Source organism: Roseovarius confluentis (assembly GCF_002917925.1).
Lineage (GTDB): Bacteria > Pseudomonadota > Alphaproteobacteria > Rhodobacterales > Rhodobacteraceae > Roseovarius > Roseovarius confluentis.
This window is the reverse complement of the sequence record NZ_PPFE01000005.1, coordinates 249,504-257,115: the sequence shown is the minus strand read 5'-3', so window position 1 is coordinate 257,115 and position 7,612 is coordinate 249,504. Positions and strand designations below refer to the sequence as shown.

The window sequence follows — 7,612 nt, the reverse complement described above, 5'->3', positions numbered from 1 at the left end:
GGCCCAGATCGTCATCAATGGCTGGCTCAAACAGTACAATCATACCCGCCCACACCAGGCCCTAAATATGCGACCGCCGGTGCCCGAGACTCTACGAAGAAATGGCCCAGTCATTCGGGGCTAGACACGTTACCCTGTGGTGGGCGGTGATTGATCGCCGAAATCTATTTTTCGTTTTCTGAGCCATAGGACAGCAGCTTACTCATGTTAGCCCTCCGCTGGTTGGTTCAACGTCTCGAACGATTTCCATTTAAAGCGTATTGTAATTGTTTAGTTTCATGAACCCTGCCTGTCGGAACGTTCCCACAAACCTCGTCGAGGCATAGACCGTTGGCAGCAAGTTGATCTCGCGGGGGAACCTGTTTCGCTTGAATGGATTGCTACTTGCCATCGTTCATTCCACAGTTTGAACCAGTGATCTGTCGGAGATCTCGACGATTATTGCAACGGAACCCTTGGGATCGTAAGGTGCCTATGCAATAGCCTTGCGCGTTTTGCTAATCAAATAGATCAAATCTAGAAACCGGCTGCCAGCCCGTCCTTGCGCGGGTCAGACCCTCCGACATAGTCACCGGAATCCGTCCGATGTATCAACTGGGCCCCTCCGAAACCGAAGGCGTTGTCGGGGTCTTCCACCGTTATCCGATGACCCAAATCGCGCAAGCCTGCCAAGGTCGCTTTCGCCATCGTTGGTTCACAAGCCACGTCAAGACCCGAGATGAACCGCCAGCGCGGTGCGTCTGCGGCGACTTGAACATTCTGGTCCCACAGCTGCGTTCTCAACAACAATTGCACATGACCCTGCGCCTGGATCGGGCCGCCCATCATTCCAAAGGACATCAAAGGTGCGCCATTTTTCATGGCGAAGCCGGGAATGATCGTATGGAATGGGCGCTTGCCCCCGGCGACCTGGTTCTGGTGACCAGCCTGAGTGGTGAAACCGGCCCCACGATTCTGCAACGAAACACCGGTGCCGGGCACGACAACACCGGAACCGAACCCGGCATAATTCGACTGGATGAAGCTGACCATCATGCCGGATGAATCCGCAGTGCTCATCAAAACGGTTCCTCCTCGTTTCGGTGCCCCCGCTCCGAAATTCTGCGCCTTCGCCGGATCAATGAGCGCCGCGCGGGATTTCAGGTAATCCTCATCCAGCAAGGCCGTTTCATCCACCTCCGTCATGTGGACGCGATCGGCGACGTAGGCATCCAAATCGGCATAGGCCAGCTTGAGCGCTTCGAGTTGCAGGTGAACCGCCGCGACATCGTCGGCCCCGTGCTCGCGGATCGGTGTGTTTTGCAACATGCCCAGGGCCATCAAGGCTGCAATCCCCTGCCCATTGGGCGGGATCTCGTGCAATTCGCAATCCTCAAAGCCTTGCGAGATCGTACCGCACCAGTCGGACGTGTGACCAGCCAAGTCCTCGGCTGTCATCGCGCCTCCGTGTGCCTTGGCGAAGGCGATGATTTCCTCCGCGATTTCACCCTCGTAAAAGGCGCGGCCCTTGGTCTCCGCGATCAGGCGCAGCGTGCGTGCGGCGCCGGGATTGCGAAACCTTTCGCCCGCGTGTGGAGCACGGCCATCGGGCATGAAGGTTTCAGCAAATCCGGGCTGTTTGCCCAAAAGTTGCGAGCCCTTTTCCCACAAGAAAGCGATGACAGGCGAAACCGGGAATCCTTCATCTGCATAGCGGATCGCCGGCAACAGGACAGACGCCAGCCCCAGTCTGCCGAACCGTTCCGAGAGTGTGACCCAGGCGTCAATCGCACCCGGTACTGTCACCGAATCCCATCCCTGTTGAGGCATGCCATCGGGAAATCGTTCGGGCGACCATGCGGCGGGCGCACGTCCCGAAGCGTTAAGCCCATGCAGCTGCTTGCCGTCCCACAAGATGCAGAAAGCATCGGAGCCGAGGCCATTGCCCGTAGGTTCCACAACAGACAGAACGGCTGCCGTGGCGATGGCAGCATCCACCGCATTGCCGCCCTGTTGCAGGATGGTCAGCCCGGCCTGCGTGGCTAGCGGCTGCGACGTGGCAACCATGTTGTTCGCCAGGACAGGCGAGCGACGGGACGGATAGACGGGATCATGACGCAACTGCATCGAAGGACCTCTTTCTTTAATTTCGTTGTTTGGGAAGGTTGCCGATGATCCAGACAACCTTCAGAGTTGCAGCGATCCGTAGCAGCAGGCTGGCTTTATACGATAGGAACATTCTCGGGTCGCCTTAAGTCGTCAGCACCCGGCGCTGATTGGCTTGTACAAGAGACATACGGATCATGCCCAGGACAAACGAATGCAGCACATGAGTGATCGCGCGCGGTGTGAAGTCGGCCCTTCCCCTGCGACTTCGCTGCCCGGCAGGCTCGTTGAACGAAAGTTTAGCAAGAAGGAGCCGATGGTGCAGCGGGTTGTGACCACCGGTCCGATCAGGTTTCTCGGCATGTCGGCCAGGCCACGGAGCAGACGCAACCGCTTTTCGGATACGTCGTCGGGCGGCAATGGGGCCGGTGTCGTGAAGGGCGAGAAGCGAGTTGTCAAACTCATCCGGTGTATTCCTGTTGTGCCCCGAAAGCAGGGCATTTCCCTTGCTTACCGAAATAGCACAAGTAATACCTGCGCAAAGCGCGAAGTTTTTGCCTTTAAGAGCGATTTTTCTTAACTTAGCCATCATGGATACTCGACAATTCGAAACCTTGCTGGCCATCGTAAAACATGGGGGGTTTGCCGCCGCCGCGCGTGCAGTCCATCTGACAGCCTCTGCGGTCAGCCAGCAGGTCGCCGGGTTGGAGGAGGAAATTGGCGCGCCAATCTTCGACCGTTCGCGCCGCCCTCCCAAACTAACGGCCAAGGGCGCCGAAGTGGTCCGTACCGCCCGCGCAGTGCTACAGCTTGTGCACGATGCCCGAACCCCGGCCGGTGGCGCGGTGCGTGGCACACTGGCCATCGGGTCCTTGCGTACCGGGGCGCAGTCGATCCTGCCGCGCGCGCTTGCAGCCTTGCGCCCGATCTACCCCGACCTGACCTACCGACTGCGCATCGGCATGTCGGAAGAACTGATGAACGAGGTCGCATCCGGCCAGCTCGACGCGGCGCTCGTGGCCGAGCATGTGGCGGTGCCGCCCAGCCTCTATTGGACAGAGGTCGTTAGCGAGATGCTGGTGGTCATTACTCCGCCGGGCACGCACAGCCGGTCGCTAGAAGAGGTCGTAAGCAACATTCCCTACATCCGATACCGCACCCAGGTCCCGCTGGCCCGTCAGGTCGACACGGAAATTGCCCGCCTCGGCGTCGAGCCCGAGCAGATCGTGTCGGTCAACACAATGACCTCCGTCATTGGCTGCGTGCAGGCGGGGCTAGGCTTTGCGGTGGTTCCTCACGCGGTAATGCACAACGCGGTCACCGCCTCTCTGGGCTGGTTCCCGTTCGGCCATCCACCCATCCACCGACGGTTGGGCATCGTGCAAAGTCCTCATTCGACCCGCGGTGGAGTACTGTCGCGCCTCTCCGAGACCCTGCGCGAAGTCGGCAGACCCGACGACGATTGCGACTGACCCACCATACGCCCGCAACCGTTGCCGACACCCGGCCACGCCGCAGACATGTCGAAGGCGTTAGGTCTTGCGCGCCTGAACCACCATGCGTCCCAGCAGGAAGACAGACAACGCCAGCATCACCAGAGCGATTGGGGATTTCAGCAGGAAAAACGGGTCGCCCCCCGACGCGGTGAAGGCGCCGCGCACCAGCACCTCCAGCGTCGGCGCCAGCAAGAACCCGATCACGAAGGGCAGGATCGACACGTCCAGCCGCCGCAGCACGTAGCCGATCAGCGCAAAGACCGATGCCGTCAGCAGCCCTAGATACCCGCCATCCTGCGTGTAGGCGGCGGTAAGCGACACCATAAGGATAACCGGCAGCATCACCGACTTGGGGATCTTCGCAAGATGGCCCAGTACACCCATCAGCATCGCGCCGAAGGTCCAGTTCCAGAAATTGGCAATCATCATCATCGTGAAGATGCCGAATGCCGTGACCAGGCCGGCGTTCAGGATCGTGTCGAATCCCTCGATCTCGCGGATTGGCGTGAACTGGAAGACCTGCGGACCGAATGCGAAATCGCCAATCGTCTCCACCGCCAGGATGATGAAGACCGCCGCCGAGTTGCCCGGGATACCCAGACTCATGACCGGGATGAGATTCGCCCCCGACACGGCCGAGTTGGCCGATTCCGTGGCCACCACGCCGGCCGGCACGCCGGTACCGAAGGCTTCTGGCGTTTTCGATGCACGTTTGGCGCTGTCATAGCTGAGGGTTGCAGCGGTGGTCGTGCCAATACCGGGCAGTGAGCCGATCAGCGTCCCGATGGATGCCCCACGCAGGATGCCCGGCAGCATCGCAGTCCGCTCCACCCATGTCAGGCGCGGCCCCATCTCAGGGCGCTTACCGTCGCTTGAAGACGCGTCGTCGCAGTTGTTACGAATGTCCTCCATTGACACCAGCACCTCCGAGATCACCAGCACCCCCAGCACCGCGGAGGTCAGCGGCAGGCCGTTGCCCAACTCCGGCATTCCCATGGTCAGGCGCGGTCCGTTGCCCGACATTGCGGACCCGATCAGTGAAACGAACATGCCCAGCAATCCGCCCAGCAGCCCCTTCAACGGGGCCTTTCCCACTACGGCGGCCATGAAACACAGCGACAGAATTATCAGCGCAGATTTTTCCGGCAGACCGAGAATGCGTTCGACCGTCAGCGCGATGGCCGGCGCAGCAATGAACAGCGCGAGGTCGGAAAAGTTGTCGCCCAGAACAGACGAGAAATGTGCGGTCTGGATCGCCTTTCGCGCATGCCCCTTGGCCGCCATCGGATAGCCATCCAGCGTGGTCAGGAAGGCATCGGGTGTCCCCGGCGTGCGGAACAGTATCGCCGGCACCGCCCCACCAACGGTCGCGCCTTTCATGATACCCAACAGGCAGCCCAGAACAGGGTATAGCGCATCATTCCCGTAACCGAAAATGGACACCAGGATCGGCAACGCAATCGCCATGGCGAAAGGACCTGACATGCCTGGAATTGCCCCGATCAGAACGCCGGTCAGCACCCCGATCAACACCATGAACACTGGCAGCAGGGTCAGCCCACCTTCCGGCCCTTCGAAAACCGAGGTGATACCCAGCTGTATGTACTGAAAAACGAGATCCATTCTGTAGACGCCCTATAGATCGGCATTCGGCGGCAGGTGGACGTTTTCCAGAAGAATGTCGAACACCAGGACAAGCATAAGCACGACCCCAAGGGCCACCAGCACATGGAGCAAGCTCAGCCGACGACAGGTCAGCCGGATGAAGCCGCAGATTAGAAGGAAACCACCAGCGACGAACCCTGATACATTGAAGGGAAACGTAGCCGATGCGGCCCGGTATCCGCTGAAGGCTGTCAGTCCTGCCTTGTTGGTCAACCAGACGACCGCGGGCCCGGTAAGGTTCATCAACACGATCGACATGCCTGTCAGCAGGATGACCTGTATCAGGAAAACCAGATTGCCGGCACCAACGTGTCCGACAGGTTCACCGCTCGCGCCCGGACGCGGGCGCAGTTGAGAAAAAACAAGTAGAATTGCCAGTGGGACCATGAGCCCCACCAGCAGAACCGGAAAGAATGCATCGCCTGGAACGGTGCGCCCGGTCAGGTTTTTTTGCATGAAACCGCTACCGATATCCTGAGGAAACCAGACCGTCAGGCACAGGGCGACAAAGCCCAGTACTCCAAGCCCAAGCCAGAGATTCCAGCTCCCGCCCTGCCCTTCTCGAGCCTCGTTTTCCACAGGAGTCCCGGTCACTCGGCGAGCGCTTCCATCATGTTGACGTTGGCTTCGTAGGTGGTCATCACCTGCGAGCGCAGTTCGTCACCGCTGGTCAGGATCGGTGCCGGCGGATACTGCTTTTCGATGAACTGGCGGGTTTCGCTGTCCGGGTTGTTGAGAATCTCGGCGACCACGGCGGCGATCTCATCCCGGATTTCATCCGGCATGCCGGCCGGCCCTGTGATGATGTACTGGTAGCCGAGGTTCAGATCGATGCCCACATCCTGCAGGGTGGGTTTTTCCGGGGCCAGCGCAACCGGCGAAGTCTCGGCTGAAGCCAGAATATTCAGCTCGCCGGCTTCGACCAGAGGCTTCTGCACGCCACCGCCCCAGCCGACATTTGCATCCATGGAAACCAGTGCGTTAAGCGCACCGCGACCACCCTTTGTGCGAAGATGATTCACATCGATATCCAACGCACGCGCGACGATTTCGGCGCCTGCTTCTACCTGCGTACCCCAGTTGGCCCATACAAGTTCTTCGCCTGCATCTGCCGCAGCCTTTAGATCGTCCAGGGTTTCCCAGCCACTCTCTGCACGCGCCAGCACAGCCATCTGCGACCCTGCAGTCGTCGTGACGTAGGTGAAATCTTCAGGCGACAGGTTGTCACTGTTCATCGGCGCGAAGTCGTAGGTCGTGGTTATTGCAAAACCCAGCGTCTGGCCGTCAGGCTCTTCGCCCTTGAGCTGAGCAGACATCACGGTGCCATCCTCACCTGCCTTGTTCTCCGGCAGGACTTTCCATCCCCGCAGAGCCTCAATCTCCTTGGCAAGGGTACGGCCCTGTACATCTGTACCGCCACCCGCACCATAACCGATCCACAGACGGATCGGGCCATCGGGATTCCATTCCGCCAAGGCGGGGGCTGCAAGCAACGACAACGCAGCGCCCATAGTCAGTATCTTTCTCATTATTCAACCTCCACTGTTGTGATACATTCATCTGGTCACAGGACCGACTTGCGTTCTGCCAATTCCATGGGCCTGTGCCCGCGCGGCAGTTCAAACCGCTGGACAATCTGCAATCGATTGTCGCGGTTGAATTCGTGTGCGTCCCAAAGCATTCCGACGTGAGGCGCGGCAAGGTCGAGATGCTCGCAGGCCATTCCCGAAAGCAGCTCGGCAGAGGCCGCGTGGCGCACATGTGCGATGCGGACGCCGTAGGTTTCCCACAAGATTCGGTGGTAGGATGCTCCGTGCAGAGTTTCGGTTTTCTCGTCGGGCATGCCCTTGTGATACTCTACAGGCAGGTAAAATGCGCTGAAGGCTGGCCGCTCGCCCTCTACCCAGACCAGCCGGTCAATTCGGATAACTTCTTCGGCGTCGAACTCCGCCAGCAACTTACCGTAGGTTTCGGTCTGCACCCGCGACACGCGCAGCACGCGCGTATAAGGCATCATCTCTTCACCCGTCGCCGGATCCCGGAAGCGATAGATATGGACCTCTGGCACCTGGTTGCTGGCTTCAGCGATAAAGCTGCCCAACTTGCGGCGACGTACCACCAGCCCCTCTTCTACCATTTGCGCCAGGGCCTTCTGGACAGTCGACAGGCCTACCGGCAACGCCGCGCAAATTTCCGTCTCGTTTGGAAGACGCCCCCCCGGGCGATAATCCCCAGCGCGAATGCAAGCTGCGAATGCCTCTGTCAGACGCTGGTACTTGACCAATGTCGCCTCGGACGCCTTCCAGTGGCCAAGCAAGGGCCCAAGGGGCAGGTTGTCTGGTTTCGCGCTCATATTACAACGCTAA

The 7,612-nt window shown here is 59.6% G+C and carries 8 protein-coding genes; 2 read left to right on the top strand and 6 right to left on the bottom strand.

Going from position 1 to position 7,612, the window contains the following annotated elements; translation table 11 throughout:
• The first annotated feature begins 7 nt into the window (after positions 1-7).
• Positions 8-124 carry an integrase core domain-containing protein gene (locus C2I35_RS22745; protein ID WP_425442903.1) on the top strand — a complete coding sequence of 39 codons (117 nt, stop codon included), beginning with the start codon at positions 8-10 and terminating at the stop codon, positions 122-124.
• Between the two features lie 392 nt (positions 125-516).
• On the opposite strand, the gene C2I35_RS14015 is transcribed toward C2I35_RS22745, so the two are convergent.
• Together C2I35_RS14015 and C2I35_RS21915 are read right to left on the bottom strand one after the other, a co-directional pair.
• Positions 517-2,106: a gamma-glutamyltransferase family protein gene (locus C2I35_RS14015; RefSeq protein ID WP_103763678.1), complete on the bottom strand. Its 1,590-nt coding sequence runs from the start codon at positions 2,104-2,106 to the stop codon at positions 517-519.
• Positions 2,107-2,230: 124 nt separating this feature from the next.
• Positions 2,231-2,677: a hypothetical protein gene (locus tag C2I35_RS21915; protein ID WP_146050040.1), complete on the bottom strand. Its 447-nt coding sequence runs from the start codon at positions 2,675-2,677 to the stop codon at positions 2,231-2,233.
• Here C2I35_RS21915 and C2I35_RS14010 point away from each other — a divergent pair.
• Positions 2,676-3,557, top strand: coding sequence for a LysR family transcriptional regulator (locus tag C2I35_RS14010; protein WP_103763677.1), 882 nt, complete (start codon positions 2,676-2,678; stop codon positions 3,555-3,557). The genes C2I35_RS21915 and C2I35_RS14010 overlap by 2 nt on opposite strands.
• Before the next feature lie 60 nt (positions 3,558-3,617).
• Here C2I35_RS14010 and C2I35_RS14005 read toward each other — a convergent pair whose 3' ends face one another.
• The 4 genes from C2I35_RS14005 to C2I35_RS13990 are packed head-to-tail and all read right to left on the bottom strand — an operon-like array spanning position 3,618 to position 7,599.
• Entirely contained in the window at positions 3,618-5,204 is a 1,587-nt protein-coding gene (locus C2I35_RS14005; RefSeq protein ID WP_103763676.1) for a tripartite tricarboxylate transporter permease, read from the bottom strand.
• Between the two features lie 12 nt (positions 5,205-5,216).
• Positions 5,217-5,825, bottom strand: a complete 609-nt coding sequence (locus C2I35_RS14000) for a hypothetical protein (RefSeq protein ID WP_245890496.1) — start codon at positions 5,823-5,825, stop codon at positions 5,217-5,219.
• 11 nt (positions 5,826-5,836) lie between these two features.
• Positions 5,837-6,775, bottom strand: a complete 939-nt coding sequence (locus tag C2I35_RS13995) for a tripartite tricarboxylate transporter substrate binding protein (RefSeq protein WP_103763674.1) — start codon at positions 6,773-6,775, stop codon at positions 5,837-5,839.
• Between the two features lie 35 nt (positions 6,776-6,810).
• The gene (locus tag C2I35_RS13990; RefSeq protein ID WP_103763673.1) at positions 6,811-7,599 is read right to left on the bottom strand and encodes a GntR family transcriptional regulator; all 789 of its coding nucleotides are present in this window, start codon (positions 7,597-7,599) and stop codon (positions 6,811-6,813) included.
• Positions 7,600-7,612 lie beyond the last annotated feature (13 nt).